This is a genomic window from Streptomyces sp. NPDC057428 (assembly GCF_042803195.1).
Lineage (GTDB): Bacteria > Actinomycetota > Actinomycetes > Streptomycetales > Streptomycetaceae > Streptomyces.
Genome location: NZ_JBHVCT010000017.1, coordinates 1 through 16,204, shown reverse-complemented (window position 1 = coordinate 16,204; position 16,204 = coordinate 1). Strand labels below are relative to the sequence as shown.

Annotated in this window: 15 protein-coding genes and 2 pseudogenes; 6 read left to right on the top strand and 11 right to left on the bottom strand. The window is 70.4% G+C overall.

The window, feature by feature from the left end:
• Window positions 1–401: 401 nt before the first annotated feature.
• Both ACFU5K_RS09535 and ACFU5K_RS09530 read left to right on the top strand, forming a co-directional pair.
• Window positions 402–1,628 (top strand): glycoside hydrolase family 64 protein, encoded by a 1,227-nt coding sequence (locus ACFU5K_RS09535; RefSeq protein WP_384058602.1) that lies wholly within the window; start codon window positions 402–404, stop codon window positions 1,626–1,628.
• A 123-nt stretch (window positions 1,629–1,751) separates the two neighbouring features.
• The gene (locus ACFU5K_RS09530) at window positions 1,752–3,074 is read left to right on the top strand and encodes an amidohydrolase family protein (protein ID WP_384058600.1); all 1,323 of its coding nucleotides are present in this window, start codon (window positions 1,752–1,754) and stop codon (window positions 3,072–3,074) included.
• A 101-nt stretch (window positions 3,075–3,175) separates the two neighbouring features.
• On the opposite strand, the gene ACFU5K_RS09525 is transcribed toward ACFU5K_RS09530, so the two are convergent.
• Window positions 3,176–3,700, bottom strand: a complete 525-nt coding sequence (locus tag ACFU5K_RS09525) for a hypothetical protein (protein ID WP_384058598.1) — start codon at window positions 3,698–3,700, stop codon at window positions 3,176–3,178.
• A 237-nt stretch (window positions 3,701–3,937) separates the two neighbouring features.
• Here ACFU5K_RS09525 and ACFU5K_RS09520 point away from each other — a divergent pair.
• Window positions 3,938–4,537, top strand: a pseudogene (locus ACFU5K_RS09520) (YceI family protein); the annotation flags it as partial.
• 110 nt (window positions 4,538–4,647) lie between these two features.
• Here ACFU5K_RS09520 and ACFU5K_RS09515 read toward each other — a convergent pair.
• From ACFU5K_RS09515 to ACFU5K_RS09505, 3 genes are read right to left on the bottom strand one after another with little or no spacing between them, the layout of a single operon-like run.
• Window positions 4,648–5,280: an SAM-dependent methyltransferase gene (locus ACFU5K_RS09515; RefSeq protein ID WP_384058596.1), complete on the bottom strand. Its 633-nt coding sequence runs from the start codon at window positions 5,278–5,280 to the stop codon at window positions 4,648–4,650.
• Window positions 5,277–6,314: an NAD(P)/FAD-dependent oxidoreductase gene (locus tag ACFU5K_RS09510; protein WP_384058594.1), complete on the bottom strand. Its 1,038-nt coding sequence runs from the start codon at window positions 6,312–6,314 to the stop codon at window positions 5,277–5,279. The genes ACFU5K_RS09515 and ACFU5K_RS09510 overlap by 4 nt, the downstream gene beginning before the upstream one ends.
• Before the next feature lie 15 nt (window positions 6,315–6,329).
• Window positions 6,330–6,776 (bottom strand): ATP-binding protein, encoded by a 447-nt coding sequence (locus ACFU5K_RS09505; RefSeq protein ID WP_384058592.1) that lies wholly within the window; start codon window positions 6,774–6,776, stop codon window positions 6,330–6,332.
• Window positions 6,777–6,888: 112 nt separating this feature from the next.
• Between ACFU5K_RS09505 and ACFU5K_RS09500 the strand changes: the two genes are divergently transcribed.
• The 3 genes from ACFU5K_RS09500 to ACFU5K_RS09490 are packed head-to-tail and all read left to right on the top strand — an operon-like array spanning window position 6,889 to window position 7,972.
• Window positions 6,889–7,362, top strand: coding sequence for a Scr1 family TA system antitoxin-like transcriptional regulator (locus ACFU5K_RS09500; RefSeq protein ID WP_384058591.1), 474 nt, complete (start codon window positions 6,889–6,891; stop codon window positions 7,360–7,362).
• A complete protein-coding gene (locus tag ACFU5K_RS09495; RefSeq protein ID WP_384058589.1) occupies window positions 7,362–7,712 on the top strand; it encodes a DUF5753 domain-containing protein in 351 nt (116 codons plus the stop codon). Before ACFU5K_RS09500 ends, ACFU5K_RS09495 begins: the two co-directional genes overlap by 1 nt.
• Window positions 7,709–7,972, top strand: a complete 264-nt coding sequence (locus ACFU5K_RS09490) for a DUF397 domain-containing protein (protein ID WP_384058587.1) — start codon at window positions 7,709–7,711, stop codon at window positions 7,970–7,972. The genes ACFU5K_RS09495 and ACFU5K_RS09490 overlap by 4 nt, the downstream gene beginning before the upstream one ends.
• Before the next feature lie 76 nt (window positions 7,973–8,048).
• Here the strand turns inward: ACFU5K_RS09490 and ppk2 are convergent, their stop codons facing one another.
• The 7 genes and pseudogenes from ppk2 to ACFU5K_RS09455 all read right to left on the bottom strand — a co-directional run.
• Window positions 8,049–8,999 carry a polyphosphate kinase 2 gene (ppk2, locus tag ACFU5K_RS09485; RefSeq protein WP_384058585.1) on the bottom strand — a complete coding sequence of 317 codons (951 nt, stop codon included), beginning with the start codon at window positions 8,997–8,999 and terminating at the stop codon, window positions 8,049–8,051.
• 164 nt (window positions 9,000–9,163) lie between these two features.
• A complete protein-coding gene (locus ACFU5K_RS09480) occupies window positions 9,164–10,570 on the bottom strand; it encodes a hypothetical protein (protein ID WP_384058583.1) in 1,407 nt (468 codons plus the stop codon).
• Window positions 10,571–10,830: 260 nt separating this feature from the next.
• Window positions 10,831–12,438, bottom strand: a complete 1,608-nt coding sequence (cimA, locus tag ACFU5K_RS09475) for a citramalate synthase (protein WP_384058582.1) — start codon at window positions 12,436–12,438, stop codon at window positions 10,831–10,833.
• A 452-nt stretch (window positions 12,439–12,890) separates the two neighbouring features.
• Window positions 12,891–13,994 (bottom strand): branched-chain amino acid aminotransferase, encoded by a 1,104-nt coding sequence (locus tag ACFU5K_RS09470; protein WP_384058580.1) that lies wholly within the window; start codon window positions 13,992–13,994, stop codon window positions 12,891–12,893.
• 292 nt (window positions 13,995–14,286) lie between these two features.
• Window positions 14,287–15,330, bottom strand: coding sequence for a 3-isopropylmalate dehydrogenase (locus ACFU5K_RS09465; RefSeq protein ID WP_384058578.1), 1,044 nt, complete (start codon window positions 15,328–15,330; stop codon window positions 14,287–14,289).
• Window positions 15,331–15,434: 104 nt separating this feature from the next.
• A complete protein-coding gene (locus ACFU5K_RS09460) occupies window positions 15,435–15,563 on the bottom strand; it encodes a hypothetical protein (RefSeq protein ID WP_384058576.1) in 129 nt (42 codons plus the stop codon).
• 279 nt (window positions 15,564–15,842) lie between these two features.
• Window positions 15,843–16,092 (bottom strand): annotated as a pseudogene (locus ACFU5K_RS09455) (hypothetical protein); the annotation flags it as partial.
• Window positions 16,093–16,204: the final 112 nt, after the last annotated feature.

Genomic DNA, 16,204 nt, shown 5'->3' with positions numbered 1-16,204 from the left:
ACGGCCCCGGGCCCGCTCGACGCCCGCGCGAGACGCCGTGGCCGCAGGACCGGCCGGCACCCGCGGAGACGCACTCACGGTCCCGCCCTCGCCCGCGAGGCGCACCGGCCGATCCGTGCGCGCCACCTTCGCGGCCCCCGATCCGCGCGCCGCATCCACCGACGCGTTCGGGCCCTGTTCACCTTACGCATCCCCATCCGGACCCGGAGTCGGGAAATCCCGCCTGGAGGCGTCGAGTTGTGAAGAACGACACCTCTCTGAGAGCGCTCTCAGTCATAACTCTTGACGCTTGCGGGAGGCGTCGCGAGAGTAGTGCGCACCGCAGACGACCTCACGGCCGCTCCTCCCCGCTCCACACCCCACAGCCCTGTCTGCGACCCCCACATCCCGGGAGTTCCCTCGTGATTTCACGCGGAACGTTCCTGACGGGCGCCGCCGCGTCGGCGACCGCGCTCACCTACCCGCTCTGGGGCAGCACCCTGAGCCCGCGCACCTCGGCCGCCGCAGCGACCTGTGAACTGGCCCTGGAGAACCGCTCGTTGCCCGGCACCGTGCACGCCTACGTCGCCGGCCACGAACAAGGCACCGACCGCTGGGTCCTCCTCCGCGCGGACGGCGGCGTCTACCGGCCCGACTCCCCCGGCGCCCCGCAGACGCCACTGCCCGTGGACTGCGCCATCCCGCTGAAGGCGGCGGGCGCCGGCTCCGTCGTCCTGACGTTGCCGCAGATGTACGGGGCGCGGGTCTACTTCGTGCGCGACGACAAGCTGGACTTCTACCTGAACCCGGGGCCGTCCCTGGTCGAGCCCGCCTTCGCGACGGCGACGGACCCCAACTACGGGCGCACCTGGTCGTTCTGCGAGTTCACCTTCAATCCCCAACAGCTGTACGCCAACATCAGCTACGTCGACCTGGTGACGGCGCTGCCGATCGGTCTGACCCTGGAGGGCGACGCGACGCACACCGTGGCTCCCCTTCCGGACGGCGCGGTCCAGCGCATCGCGGACGACCTGACGGCCCAGGCGGCAGCCGACGGGCAGCCCTGGGACAAGCTGGTCACCCGCGGACAGGACGGCAAGGTGCTGCGGGTCGTATCTCCGCAGAACCTGATGGCACCGTTCTTCGACCGGCCCGACCAGATGCCGTTCCGCGACCTGTTCACCGCGCAGATCGACCAGGTCTGGGAGAAGTACCGCTCCGCCGATCTGCGGATAGACCTGCAGGGCGGCCGGGGCACCCTGGCCGGCCGGGTCAGCGGCGACACGCTGACGTTCGAGGGCGGTCACACCTTCGTGAAGCCGACGTCGAAGGACATCTTCACCTGCAACCACGGACCCTTCACGAACAACTTGGGCGACTCCGACGACAAGAAGGCCCTGCTCGCCAGGATCGCGGCGGGCTTCAACCGGTCGATCATGCTCAGCCACCCGCAGCAGCCCAACGGGACCACGGTCGCGGACTACTACAAGGGCGCGGTGACGAACCACTGGTCACGCGTCGTCCACGCGAACTCCCCCATCGGGTACGCGTTCCCCTACGACGACGTGCGCCCCGACGGTGAGCCGGACGTCTCGGGGGCGGCGCACGACGGGAACCCGCGCCGCTTCACGGTGAGCGTCGGCTCCTGACCCGTCCCCACGCGACGCCTGCCCGGACGCCGCGGATCCGCGGTGTCCGGGCCGGGCCCTGTCCGGCACCCGTACGGCCCAGTCCGGCCTGCGGGCCCGGACCACGGGGCGGATCGTGGGCAGATGTCCTCACCCGACGAACCGCCCGCCGGGGACCCCGGTGACCTGGTTCTCCTCCAGGACCTGCGCCTGATCGACGGAACGGGGGCCCCGCCCGTACCGGATGCCGCGCTGCTGATCCAGGGGACGACGATCCGGTGGGCCGGCCCCGCCGGACTGCTGCCGGCGGACCTCTCACCGGCCGGGCGGCTGGGACTGGGCGGACGGACCGTGTGTCCCGGCTTCATCGACACCCATGTGCACTTCGCCCTGCCGGGCCCCTCGGGCAATCCCCTCCAGGGCCTGTACGAGCTGCCGACCTACCGGACGCTGAAGGTGCTGGAACGGCTGCGCGTCACGCTGGAGAACGGGGTGACGACCGCGCGGGACCTGATGGGCCTGGACGCCGGGTTCCGGCAGGCCGTCGCGGAGCGGAGGATCGCCGGGCCCCGGCTGCTGGTCTCCGTCACCATGCTCAGCCAGCGGGCCGGTCATGCCGACTTCACTCTTGCCTCCGGGATCGACGGACTCGCGGTCGCCGTCACCTTCCCGGAGACCCCGCCCAGCCTGGTCGGGTCCGTCGACGACATGCGGGCCAGGGTCCGCGACCTCGTCGCGGCCGGCGCCGACTGCGTCAAGCTGGCCACCAGCGGTGGCGTCACCTCTCCCCACGACCAGCCGGACTGGCTGGGGCTACGGCCGGAGATGATCAGGGCGGCGGTCGAGGAGGCCCGGGCCTACGGCGGCCTCCCGGTCGCCGCGCACGCCATCGGGCGTCCCGGTATCGAGGCGGCCGTACGGTCCGGAGTCACCAGCATCGAACACGGTTACGCCCTGGACGACGAACTGAGGGCGGAGATGGTGGACCGGGGCCAGTACCTCGTACCGACACTGCTGGAGACGACACAGGACCTCGACCCGGCGCGCACCTCGCCCTCCGCGTACGAGAAGGGGGTGCGCTGGCACCGGATCGCCCAGGAGTCGGTGGCACGCTCCGCCGAGGCGGGCGTCCGCATCGCCATGGGTACGGACAGCGGTCTGGCGGTGGGGCACGGCCACAACCTCAAGGAGCTGGGCCTGCTGGTGGACCTCGGGGGGCTGACCCCGATGGCGGCGATCGTCTCGGCGACCCGCGAGGCCGCCCGGCTGTGCGGTGTCGGCGAGCTGACCGGCACGCTGGAGGCCGGCAAAGCAGCCGACCTGGTGGTCACCGACGTCGACCCCTTGACCGACATCGCGGCGCTGGGCGAGCCGTCCCACATCCTGGCGGTGCTGAAGGAGGGCCGGACCGTCATCGACCGGGCCGGCGTCCTCGGTACGGGCGTCCTTCCCGCGCTCCTGCCCTGACCCGATCGCAGGGCGCGGGGTGCGGGGTGCGGGGTGGGGGGGTGCGGGATATCCCCGCTCCGACCGGAGCGGGGACACCGTCCAGCGGGGTTCTCGGCGCGTCAGCAGCCGCCGCAGTTGTAGTACGTCACGTCCCAGTGGTTGCCCTCGTCCGCGTAGACGTTGCCGGATCCGGACTTGTACTGAGGGGCGCCGTCACCACGCAGCCCGATGTAACTGAACACGCCCTTCACGTAGTTCGTCAGGCAGGTGGTCTTGGCGAAGTCGAGCTTGTAGCCGTTCCAGTGCGAGTACGTGCCACTGGCGTGGCCGGTCTCGGTGCCCCCGGTGATGTTGAGTGCGCAGCCCGTGGCGCTCTTCAGCGTCTGGGCGCCCTGGGCCGTGGCCAGGTTCAGCTGGTCGAAGGACGTGCAGGTGGAGACGTTCCGGTTGGAACACCCGCCCGAGGACGACCACGTGATGCCGGAGGAGCTGAAGCGGGAGGTCGCCTGGGAGTGGGTGAGCTTGGTGGCCGCGTGCGCCTCGGTCGCACCGCCGCCGAGGACGCCGACGCCGGGCGCGAGGAGGGCGCCGAGGACGAGGGCCAGAGCGGTCAGGGCCGAGCGGAGTCTGGGACGGGTCAGCATGGGGGGTCCTCCTGCTCATGACAAATTTCAGGGCATGGAGATACTGCCCGAGCTCTGTGCGCGTCGCCAGGGGGCAGCGGCGACATCGCGACACGCACGGCGACTTCCGGACCGGCCTGGACCCTTGATGTTGAACATTGAACAAAAAGACGCTAGAGTCAATCTCGTTGAAGGTTAAACCAATACTTCGACGGCCTGTCGTACAGAACACGTCGGAAACCGCCCCGAGGAGGAGCCATGGCTCTGTTCAACCGCAAGAACACCGCCCCGTCCACCACCGCCACCCTCGCCGTGGACCCGGCACTGGCCGCACTGACCGGCACGTACACGATCGACCCCAGCCACAGCAGCATCGGTTTCACCGTGCGCCACGCCATGGTCACGAACGTGCGTGGCTCCTTCGGTGAGCACGAGGGCACGCTGACACTGGACGGCGCGAACCCGGCAGCCTCCACCGCTTCCATCGACGTCCAGATCTCCAGCGTCGACACCGGCATCGCCGACCGCGACGGCCACCTGGTCAGCGGTGACTTCTTCGACGCCGAGAAGTACCCCCTCATGACCTTCCGCTCCACCCACGCCGAGCAGCTCGGCGGCGACTCCTACCGCGTCACCGGCGACCTGACGATCAAGGACGTCACCCGTCCGCTCGCCATCGACCTGGAGTTCAACGGGTCCGCCACCGACCCCTACGGCAACGAGCGCATCGGCTTCGAGGGCAGCGCCGACATCCTGCGCTCCGACTGGGGCCTGACCTGGAACGCCGCCCTGGAGACCGGCGGGGTCATGGTCAGCGACAAGGTCAAGCTCAGCTTCGACATCTCCGCCATCAAGGCCCCCCCCGCAGGCCTGACCCGTCCGGACCGAGCTCGCCCGCCGGCCCTCCCCTCCGGGGTAGGACGGCGGGCGCTCGGCGTCCGGCCGACGGCCCCCTCACCAGCCGGGGATCACGCCGCGCGGCGGACCTTCAGCGCGTTGTCCGTGCGGGTGGTGGGGTTGCCGTCGGGGTCGTTCTGGACCCGCTCGTGCTCCCCGCTGAGCAGTACCTCCCACTCCCCGTCCGGGAGTTCGAGGGAGGCGAGCACCTCGTCCGTCGTCGGCAGTTCCATGTCCGCGTGGCCGTGGTCCCAGGAGGGGAAGCCCGCGTGCCCGACGATCAGGAGCACACCACCGGGCGCGACGGCGTCGGCGGCCCGGCGCAGGATCCGTTCACGCGGCAGGTCCCCCATGGAGTGCAGGAACTGCGCGGAGACCAGGTCGTACTCCCCCGCCGGGAACGTGGCCCCCAGATCGTGCCACTGCCAGTCGATCCGGTCCGCGACACCGGCGTCGGCCGCGTGCACCGCCGCCCGCTCCAGGGCGACCCGCGAGATGTCGGTCGCGGTGACCTGCCAGCCCCCCCGCGCGAGCCAGACCGCGTCGGCTCCCTCACCGCAGCCGAGGTCGAGGGCGCGCCCCGGCTTCAGGTCCCCCACCTCACGGACCAGGACCGTGTTGGGCTTGCCGCTCCAGATCCGGTCGCTCTCGCGGTACCGGTCGTCCCACATCTCGGCGTCGGTCCGCGTGCTGTCCGTGGTCATCGTGTCTCCTGCAGTCCGTGACGGCGGTCCCCGAGCACGCGCTCGGTGACCTGACGCTCGGCCTCGGCCGAGAAGGGGGTGCGGCGTGCCGCGACCGCGCGGTTGGTGTCGTCGGTGACCAGGTCCATGTTGATCATCGAGGCGGCCTTGAGTCCGGCGGCGGCCGCGCCGACCACCTGCTCCATGAGGTTGGCGACGTTACCGGCCACCCACACGCCGGGCACATCGGTGGCTCCGGAGGGGTCGGCCGCGATGTACGAGCCGACCACGTGGTCACCCACGACCAGCTCGGTGGGCACCAGGCCCAGGCCGTCGAGGACCGCCGACCGCGCGGTGAAGCGCGGCTGGACCACGACCGCCCGGCGCGGGATCACGGTGCCCCCGGCCAGCCGTACGCCGGTGAGCCGGTCGTCCCCCACCTCCAGCGCCGCCACCTCGCCGTCCACCACCGCGATCCCGCGTGCGGCGAGCTGCTCGTACTCCTCGTCGCCGAAGTCGGGCTGCTCGTGCCGGAACAGCACCACGTCGTCGGACCACTGGCGCCAGAGCAGGGCCTGGTGCACGGCCATGGGGCTCACGGCCAGGATGCCCACGGCCTGGTCCCGCACTTCCCAGCCGTGGCAGTACGGGCAGTGCAGCACCTCGCGGCCCCAGCGCGCGGCCAGCCCCTCGACGGCGGGCAGCTCGTCGACGAGTCCGGTCGTCACGAGGAGGCGGCGGGCCTCGACGGCGCTCCCGTCCTCCCGTACGACCCGGAAGCCGTCGGCGAGCTTCTCCGCCGTGACCACCTCGCCCCGCTCGATCCCGGCGCCGTACCCGAGCACCTCGGCCCGGCCGGCGGCCAGCAGCTCCGAGGGCGGGGTGCCCTCGCGGCCCAGGTAGTTGTGCACGTGGGACGCGGGTGCGTTGCGCGGGCTGCCCGAGTCGATCACGAGCACGGAGCGCCGCGCCCGGAAAAGGGCCAGGGCTCCGCTCAGCCCGGCGGCCCCGCCGCCGATGACCACGACGTCGTACCGCTGATTCGTCTCGCTCATGCGAATCACCTCCTGTTACGGGAGATGGTGCGCCCGGTGTTCCGATCCGACAAACTTGCTTGCCGATCCGGCAAACTCGCACCAGACCGTCTTGCCCGGACTCCGCTCTCCCACCCCCCAGGCATCGGCGAGCACCCCGACGAGCAGCAGTCCGCGTCCGTACTCCGCGTACGGGGCGGGGCCGGACGTCTCGCGGACCTCACCGCCCCCGCTGTCGTGGACCTCGACGCGGAGCGCGTCCTTCCAGGTCAGCTGCACCCGGAATCCCCTCCCGGGCGGGACCCCGTGGACCAGCGCGTTGGTGGCGAGTTCGCTCACGCAGAGCAGTACGCCGTCGAGGTCCACCTCGCACGCCCAGTCGAGCAGCGCCTCACGCACGAACTGGCGCACGAGGGGGACGGACCTGCGCTCACGGCGGTAGAACGCTTCGCGGAAGGGGGTGAGTTGCGTTGATTCGTTCACGGGACGAGCGTCACAGAACGTCACTACTGTGGGTCACCGCGTCAGGTCGTACACCGCTTCTGTACGGGTGCTGACGGGTCCGGCGGGGTTCACGTACGGGGAGAGGCACTTCATGCACTCGGCGAAGAAGAACAAGCGGGTCACGTCCTGGCACCTCATCGGCGCGCAGCTCGCCGCCTTCCGCCGGGCGGCCGGGCACACGCAGACGTCGCTGGCCGACCGGTTCTGTGTCGGCGAGGACACGATCGCCTCGATCGAGCAGGGGCGCCGGGCCCTCCAGGCGGACTTCGCGGCGCAACTGGACGAACTGCTGGACACCAAGGGCGTGTTGCGGGTCGCTGTGTCGAAGGTGCCGCAGAAGGAGCGGTTTCCGGCGTTCGTGCAGGACTTCGTGGAGTACGAGCAGGAGGCGGTGACGCTGCTGTCCTATCAGAATCAGGTGATTCCAGGGCAGTTGCAGACGGAGGAGTATGCGCGGGCGGTATTCGCCAGTCTTTATCCACCTCTGGAAAAAGACGAGTTGCAGGAGCGCGTCGCTGCTCGTCTCGACCGGCAGCACGTGTGTTCGAACGCAAGCCCCGCCTGATGGCCAACTTCCTGATCGAGGAGTGCGTCCTGGTACGCCCCCTCGGAGGTCGGGCCGTACTCCGCGAACAGCTCGCGCATCTGAGGCGTTGCGCGGAACTGCCCGGCTTGGGCATTCAAATCATGCCTACGAGCCGAGAAACGCACGCCGCGCTCGACGGGCCGATGGTGCTGCTGGAGACCCCCGACCACGATCAGCTCGCCTACATCGAAGGGCAGCGGGTCAGCGTCCTGTTGGACGACCTCGACGAGGTCAGTGTGCTGCATCAGAAATATGGGATGCTGCGTTCGCAGGCGTTTTCCCCCGAGGAAAGCATGCAGCTACTGGACGACCTGCTTGGAGAGTCATGACTCGCGCTGCACACGCCACGACACTCACCTGGTTCAAGTCGAGTTACAGCGGCAGCGAGGGCGGCAACTGCCTCGAAGTCGCCTACGACTGGCACAAGTCCAGCTACAGCGGCAGTGAAGGCGGCGACTGCATCGAGGTCTCCGCCCACCCCGCCGCCGTGCACATCCGCGACTCCAAGGTCACCGACGGCCCCGTGCTCACCGTGCCCCCGGCCGCCTGGGCCGCGTTCCTGAGTAACGCCGCCGGCTCCGCGGTGTAGCGGGCATCCGCGTACCCCACCCGTGGCTCGCCACTCACCGGATCGGTTGGGTGACGCTACCCGGGGACACGCCGGCCTACGGGTGCTGCCCCGGGCCGTCGGTGTGGGGTGCGAGGCGGGTGGGTGAGAGGGCGGTGTCCTCCTCGCCCGGTTCCAGCAGGGTGGCGGCGGCGCCCACGACGAGTGGGTCCGGCTTGCCGACCGCGTCGGGGTCCTTCGCCGCGTAGTCGACGCGGGCCAGGAGGCTGCGCATGGCTTCGAGGCGGGCCCGGCGCTTGTCGTTGCTCTTGACGACGGTCCACGGCGCGTGCGCGGTGTCGGTCGCGCGGAACATGTCGATCTTCGCCGTCGTGTAGTCGTCCCAGCGGTCGAGCGAGTCGATGTCGGTGGGCGACAGCTTCCACTGGCGCACCGGGTCGACCTGACGGATGGCGAAGCGGGTGCGCTGCTCGGCGCGGGAGACGGAGAACCAGAACTTCACCACGATGATGCCGTCGTCGACGAGCATCTCCTCGAACACCGGGCACTGCCGCAGGAAGAGTTCGTACTCGGGCGGGGTGCAGAAACCCATGACGCGTTCGACACCGGCCCGGTTGTACCAGGAGCGGTCGAAGAACACGAGCTCGCCGGGCCCGGGCAGATGGGCCACGTAGCGCTGGAAGTACCACTGTCCCCGCTCGCGGTCCGTGGGCTTGTCCAGAGCCACGATGCGGGCACCACGCGGGTTGAGGCGCTCGGTGAAGCGCTGGATGGTGCCGCCCTTGCCGGCCGCGTCACGGCCCTCGCACACCACGACGACACGGGCGCCGGTGTCCTTGGTCCACCGCTGGAGCTTCAGCAGTTCGATCTGCAGGATGCGCTTGGTCCGCTCGTAATCCCTGCGGCTGATCCTCCGGTCGTACGGGTAGTTCTCGCGCCAGGTCCTTATCGGCCTGCCGGCATCGTCGAGCAGGACAGGCTGTTCCGGCCTGCTGGTGTCGACGGTCAGGCCGTCCAGCAGCTGCTTCTCCACCCGGTCACGGTTCATCGGACCAAGCCTGTCACCCGTTCGCCCCCCGCGCCACCAGGTGGCGCGAGGCCGCGCCGCAGCGACGGTGCGGGGAACAGCCCGCGCGGAAGGCCGCCACCCGGTGAGCCGATCCCCCGGCTGATCACGCGCCGGAGGCCGGTCGCGGCTCCGGGCCCGGTCCGTCAGAACCCGCCGCCCCCGTCGAATCCGCCGCCCCCGCCGAAGCCGCCGCCTCCGCCGAAGCCGCCGCCGTCACCGAAGCCTCCGCCGTCCCCGAACCCACCGAAGCCGGAGGAGTCGAAGTCGGACCCGGACACGTCACCGCCGCTCCAGTCACCGCCGCCGAAGTCGCCTCCGCCGTATTCGGCCGCGTAGGCGGGGGTGGAGAGCGCCGAGCCCAGCACGGTGCCGATCAGGAGGCCGGGCAGCAGCCCGCCGCCGAAGTAGCCGCCGGCCCAGGGGCCGTAGGCCGGGCCGGCCTCCCAGTACGGGCGGCGGCGGCCGTCGCCGACGTCGACCGTGCGGCTCATCGGGTCCTCGCCCTCCCGCAGCCGCGTCTGGTCGGCGCCGCAGACCGGGACCTCGCGGGCCGCTCCGCCGGCCGGAGTCCACATGACGTCCGCGACCGAGGGGCCGTGCCGCGGGTCGAAGAAGCAGGGCGGCCGGCGGGCCGGGAGTTCATGGTGCTTGCGCCGTGCGTCCAGGACGGCGAGGGAGAACCGTCCGTCCTCCAGGGCCTTGGTGACTCCGCGCACGTCGGAGGGGTGGTGGGCGTTGCCCATGCGGGACTTGGCGTCCTCGTAGGAGTCCAGCGCGCGTTCGTAGTCGGCGCGCATCGCGTCGGTGGCACCCGCCTCCCCCGGTTTGAAGTCCAGCCGGTCGAGCGTCTCGCCGTACGCGGTGATGTCCTCGTCCACGACGACGCGCAGCCTTTCGAGAGCGACCCGCTCCTCTTCCTCCTTGCGCTTCCTGTTCCGGCGGACGACCGTGAACGCGATGGCTCCGCCGGCCACGACGACGCCGCCGAGGACGATCAGACCCGCCGCCGGTACGCCGCTCGCGGAGCCGTCCCCGGCGCTGCCGCCGGACCAGGAGGCCGGGGCGCTGCCCTTGGCCTGGTCCAGCGCGCTGTCGACGAAGGCGTTGAGCTGGGTCGCGGCGTCGGTGTCCGTTCCGGGGGCCTTCACGGCCGTGGTGAGGTTCTGCACGGCCCGGGTCGGCATCACCTGCGGGTCCGCGCCCGCACTGAACCCGTCGCCGAGGCGGACCGCGTAGACGCCGGTGATACCGGTGTCGCTGCGCAGGTTCCGCAGGAGGTTGTCGGGCGGGAACTGGGACGTCGCGGGAAGCACGGCCACGAAGACCGGCTTGTCGGCGTCCTTGATCTTCTTCTCCAGGGCGGCCTCCTGCGAGGCCGTGAGCTGGCCGGCAGCCGCCGGGTCCACGTAGACCGGGCCCTGGCGCAGCGCGCGGGCCGCGTCGTCGATGGTGGAGGTGGCGGCCTGGGCGGCCGGGGACAGGGCCAGCACGGCCGCCGAGAGAATCAGCAGCAGGCAGGCCCACAAGGGGGCGAACAGCCTCTTCCGCATACTCCGAAAGTAACCCGAACGGGCGATGAATGCGTCGCCCGCCCGGGTCCCCTTCGTGCTGTTACGCGGTTTTCATGCTGTTACGCGGCGCGGTACGCCGCGCGGAGCTTCGCGACGGCACCGGTCAGGTCACCGGTGAGCAGCAGGTGGTCGGCCTCGGCGAACGGCTTGGACACCGCCGCTGTCAGCTTTCCGCCGTCCAGATCTGGACCTGTACCGGAGCCGCCAACCAGAAGTGGCGGCTCCAGTAGGGAGAGCGGTCAGTCGGTGGGCTCGACGCCCGCGCGCAGCAGACCGTAGGTGTACGCGTCCTCCAGCGCCTGCCACGAAGCCGCGATGACGTTCTCGGCCACACCGACCGTCGCCCAGTCACCAGATCCGTCGCCCGTGGTGATCAGTACCCGGGTGGTGGATTCGGTGCCTGTGCGGCCTTCCAGGATGCGGACCTTGTAGTCGACGAGCTCCAGCTTGGCCAGCTGCGGGTAGATCCGCTCCAGGCCGACGCGCAGCGCTCGGTCCAGCGCGTTGACCGGGCCGTTGCCCTCGGCGGTGGCGACGATCCGCTCACCCTTGGCCCAGAGCTTCACGGTCGCCTCGTTGGCGTGGGTGCCGTCGGGGCGGTCCTCGACGATCGCCCGCCAGGACTCGATGCGGAAGTGGCGGCGGGGCCTGCCGTCCACCTCGGCGCGCAGCAGGAGTTCGAAGGAGGCGTCGGCCGCCTCGTAGGTGTAGCCCTTCAGCTCACGCTCCTTGACCCGCGCGACGACACGGCCGACGAGCTCACGGTCGTCCCCCAGGTCGATGCCGAGCTCCTTGCCCTTCAGCTCGATGGAGGCGCGGCCGGCCATGTCGGACACCAGCATGCGCATGGTGTTGCCGACGCGCGCCGGGTCGATGTGCTGGTAGAGGTCCGGGTCGACCTTGATCGCGGAGGCGTGGAGCCCGGCCTTGTGGGCGAAGGCGGACACCCCGACGTACGGCTGGTGGGTGGACGGCGTGAGGTTGACGACCTCGGCGATGGCGTGGGACACCCGGGTCATGTCGGCGAGCGCACCCTCGGGCAGGACTGCCTTGCCGTACTTGAGCTCCAGTGCGGCGACGACGGGGAAGAGGTTGGCGTTGCCGACCCGCTCGCCGTATCCGTTCGCGGTGCACTGCACGTGGGTGGCGCCCGCGTCCACGGCGGCCAGGGTGTTGGCGACGGCGCAGCCGGTGTCGTCCTGGGCGTGGATACCGATACGGGCGCCGGTGTCGGCGAGGACGGTGGAGACGACGGCCTGGACCTGGGCGGGGAGCATGCCGCCGTTGGTGTCGCAGAGGATGACCACGTCGGCGCCCGCCTCGGAGGCGGTGCGCACGACCGCCTTGGCGTACTCGGGGTTGGCGCGGTAGCCGTCGAAGAAGTGCTCGCAGTCGACGAAGACGCGGCGGCCCTGCTCACGGAGGTGGGCGACGGTGTCGCGGACCATCTCCAGGTTCTCGTCGAGCGTGGTGCGCAGGGCCAGTTCCACATGACGGTCGTGCGACTTGGCGACGAGCGTGATCACCGGGGCGCCCGAGTCGAGGAGTGCCCGGACCTGCGGATCCTCGGCCGCCTTGCCCCCCGCCCTGCGGGTGGCGCCGAACGCGACGAGTTCGGCGTGCCGGAAGTCGATCTCCTGCCGGGCGCGGGCGAAGAACTCCGTGTCCCGCGGGTTGGCGCCGGGCCAGCCGCCCTCGATGAAGCCCACACCGAAGTCGTCCAGGTGCCGGGCAATGGTCAGCTTGTCCGCGACCGTCAGGTTGATGCCTTCACGCTGCGCACCGTCGCGCAGCGTGGTGTCGAAGACGTGGAACGTGTCATCGGGGGCCGTTGCCTTGGTGGTCATGCTGATCTGACTCCTGTCGGGTGGGCGGATCCGGACGAATCGGCTCCACTTGCCCCCATCGTCCCGCGTGCCTCGCTCCGGCCTCGGTGTGGCCGGAAAACGAAAAAACCCCTCGCGGGTGCGAGAGGTCTGCGCGCGGGTCTGGGGCACGATGTCCGTTCCGTACGTGGTGGTACGGGACGGTCACTGCGGACCGGCGCGCCTGCTGCCGGTAATCATGGCGAACGAGGACACGCGAGCAGTCTGGCACAGCAGCGCCACCGGGTCCCGGGCCGTCTCAGGATGCGGGCGTGACGTCCGTCGCAGGCGGGATGCCGCCGGGAGGCGTGAGGGTCTCGTCCACGTAGCCGCGCATGTGGCCCAGGACCTGCTCGCGGGACTCGTACCGGTCCGGGTGCGGCGAAGGCCGCGCCCCGGTGGGGGCGCGGCCTTCGTGCGACGGGACTCGGGGATCAGCCGAGACGGTGCATCCAGCCGTGGGTGTCCTCGGCGATGCCGCGCTGGATGTCCAGCAGGCGCTCGCGCAGTTTCATGGTGACCTCGCCGGGCGTGCCGTCGCCCTGCGTCCACTCGCCGTCGGCGGACTTCACGGTGCCGACGGGGGTGATGACGGCGGCGGTACCGCAGGCGAAGACCTCGGTGAGCGTGCCGTTCGCGCTGTCGTCGCGCCACTGGTCGAGGGAGACGCGACCCTCCTCGGAGGTGTAGCCGAGGTCCCGGGCGACGGTGAGGAGGGAGTCACGGGTGACGCCCGCGAGCAGCGAGCCGGTCAGGGAGGGGGTGACGATCCGCTTGCCGCCGTCCTCCTGCTCGTACACGAAGTAGAGGTTCATGCCGCCCAGTTCCTCGACCCACTTGTGCTCGACGGCGTCGAGGTAGGCGACCTGGTCGCAGCCCTTCGCGGCGGCCTCGGCCTGCGCGAGGAGGGAGGCGGCGTAGTTGCCGCCGGTCTTGGCGTCGCCCATGCCGCCGGGGACGGCGCGCACCCGGTCCTGGGAGAGCCAGATGGAGACCGGCTTCACGCCGCCGGGGAAGTACGCGCCGGCGGGAGAGGCGATGACGAGGAAAAGGTACTCGTTGGCGGGCCGCACGCCCAGGCCGACCTCGGAGGCGATCATGAACGGGCGCAGGTAGAGCGACTCCTCACCGCCGTGCCCGGGCACCCACGCCTGGTCCTGCCTGACGAGGGCGTCGCAGGCTTCGATGAACGTCTCGACCGGAAGCTCGGGCATGGCGAGCCGGGCGGCGGAGCGCTGGAAGCGCGCGGCGTTGGACTCCGGACGGAAGGTGGCGACCGAGCCGTCGGGCTGCCGATAGGCCTTGAGCCCTTCGAAGATCTCCTGCGCGTAGTGCAGGGTCATGTTGGCCGGGTCGATCGAGAGCGGTCCGTACGGCACGAGCTGGGCGTCGTGCCAGCCGCGGCCCTCGGTCCAGCTGATCGTCACCATGTGATCGGTGAAGTAGCGGCCGAATCCGGGGCTGACCAGGATCGCCTCGCGCTCCGCGTCGGACAGCGGGTTCGAGGAGGGCTTGAGCTCGATCGTGGGCGTCGTCATGAGTGCGTGTCCTTCACCGGTCTTGTGTGTGATGGACCGCGACCACGCCCGCCCTCCCGGCCACTGCCGGGCGGTTCGTAGGACGTCCGAGCTCCACCGCGAGCCGCGGTCCCGCGTTCGATTATCTCCCGGGGGCGGCTCTGCACGAAATGACGTGTTCGGTACAGACTCGGTACGACGTGTGCGGCGACGCGAAAAACGCGGTCCAGGGTCGATGGTGGCACCCGGAGACCGCGAGGTGAAGCCGCCGGGTGCGCTTGCGACCCGGCGGCTTCGAAGTGGAGTCGTCGGGTCAGCTCGCTACCCGTACCGCGAGCGCGTCGCCGATCTCGTCGGTGGTGCGGGCGTTCTGTCCGTCACGCTCCGCGAGGTCGGCGGAGACGGCCTCCTCGATGCGCACGGCCTCGGCCTCGTAACCGAGGTGGCGAAGCAGGAGGGCGACGGAGAGGACCGTGGCGGTCGGGTCCGCCTTGCCCTGGCCCGCGATGTCGGGCGCGGTGCCGTGGACCGGCTCGAACATGGACGGGAAGGCACCCGTCGGGTTGATGTTGCCGGACGCGGCCAGGCCGATGCCGCCGGTCACGGCCGCGGCCAGGTCGGTGAGGATGTCACCGAAGAGGTTGTCGGTGACGATGACGTCGAAGCGCTCCGGCTGGGTGACGAAGAAGATCGTCGCGGCGTCGACGTGCAGGTAGTCGGTGGTGACCTCGGGGTACTCGGCCGCGACCTTGTCGAAGATGTTCTTCCACAGGTGGCCGGCGTACACGAGGACGTTGTTCTTGTGGACGAGCGTCAGCTTCTTGCGCGGGCGGCCGGCGGCACGCGCGAAGGCGTCACGCACGACACGCTCGACACCGTGGGCCGTGTTGACGCTGACCTCGGTGGCGATCTCGTGCTCCGTACCGGTGCGCAGCGAGCCGCCGTTGCCCGTGTACGGGCCCTCGGTGCCCTCACGGACGACGACGAAGTCGATCTCGGGGCGGCCGGCCAGCGGCGTCGCGGTGTTCGGGAAGAGCTTCGACGGCCTCAGGTTGATGAAGTGGTCGAAGGCGAAGCGCAGCTTCAGCAGCAGCCCGCGCTCCAGCACACCCGACGGTACGGACGGGTCTCCGATGGCGCCGAGCAGGATGGCGTCGTGGCCCTTGAGGGACTCCAGCTCCGCGTCCGGGAGGGTCTCACCGGTGCGGTGCCAGCGCTGGGCGCCGAGGTCGTACTCCTTGGTCTCCAGCTTCACGTCCTGCGGGAGAACAGCGTTGAGGACCTTGAGGCCCTGGGTGACGACCTCCTGGCCGATACCGTCGCCGGGGATCACTGCGAGATCGATGCTGCGAGACATGGACGCAGCTTAGCCGCCCGTCCCACCCCATGACATTCGCTGTCCACGATGCGGACAGCGGATGTCATGGGGTGCGTACGCCACGGGGTGGGACCAGGACGTGCTCAGTGACCGGTCGACCCGCCGTTGTCACGGCGGTCGAGGGCCCGCTGCAGGGCCGCGGCGGCGTTCTTGCGGTCCGAGTCGGCGGGGCGGGAGGTGTGGCGGACGCGGCGGACAGTGGTCTGGGCCATGAGGGATCGACTCCTTGAGATCGCGTGGATTTCGAGATCAGGACTTCACGACGGATATCGAGATCGGGATTTCGAGGCGCCGGAGGGGACGGGGAGCTGATACCGCAGGGATTGCCTGCTTCGGGGCACGCTCACGACCGCCCATCGCTGGATCAGCGATTCGTTCGGCTCCTACAACGCTAGGACACCCGAGGCCGTCTGTCTCTACAGATACTCGGACTTCCTACTATCTGAGACGGCGCCACGAGCCGGAGGTGCTACGCGAGCCGCCCGTGGCCGTCAGAAGTGAACGGTGAGCTGGGCCTGGATGTGCGCGCGCAGGACGCCGGCCATGTCCGTCCCCAAGTCGCCGAGCAGCCACTGGACCTGGAGGCCGTCCATCAGCGCGATCCACGTCGTCCCGGCGTTCGAGCACCGCGAGCGGCAGCGCCTCCTTGGTCGGCAAGTGGTGCAGCAGTCCGGTGTGCGAGATGCCGCACCGGGTCGCGGTCACCTGCGGGGAGGCACCCCGGTAACCGGCCTCCCCGAACCCGGGAGGCCTCAGTCGTTCAAGATCCCCGAGCCGTGGGATCGGTCACCAACCTCCATGGCCAGAACAACTAGGACCGGATCGGCGCCGGCCGCGGCCCCGCGGGGCCGCG